The sequence below is a fragment of the Cellulomonas carbonis genome (assembly GCF_014636275.1).
Taxonomy (GTDB): domain Bacteria; phylum Actinomycetota; class Actinomycetes; order Actinomycetales; family Cellulomonadaceae; genus Actinotalea; species Actinotalea carbonis.
The window spans coordinates 323-598 of record NZ_BMEB01000038.1; the positions used below are offsets into that span (position 1 = coordinate 323).

At 64.1% G+C, this 276-nt stretch carries 1 protein-coding gene; it reads right to left on the reverse strand.

Going from position 1 to position 276, the window contains the following annotated elements:
- The coding region (locus IEV86_RS18060) for a polysaccharide biosynthesis protein (protein ID WP_229734733.1) at positions 1-276 on the reverse strand (276 nt) is incomplete at both ends.

Sequence of the window (276 nt, forward strand, 5' to 3'; positions counted from 1 at the left end):
CCGAGAGGTAGGTGCCTGGCGACTTCGCTGCGAATCCGCTGACGAGTCTTTCGGCGATCCGTTTGCTCCGGCCGAGCTCGCTCGTCGGTGCGGCGGCCTTGTCCGTCGAGATGTTGACGAAGGTTTCGACTCCGACTGCGCGTGCTGCTTCGAGGACGTTGAGGGTGCCGTGGACATTCGTCTTCCACGCCTCCTCGGGGAACCGCTGCAGCATCGGCAGATGTTTGAGCGCCGCCGCGTGGAAGACGATCTGCGGCTTCGCCTCGGCGAAGACAT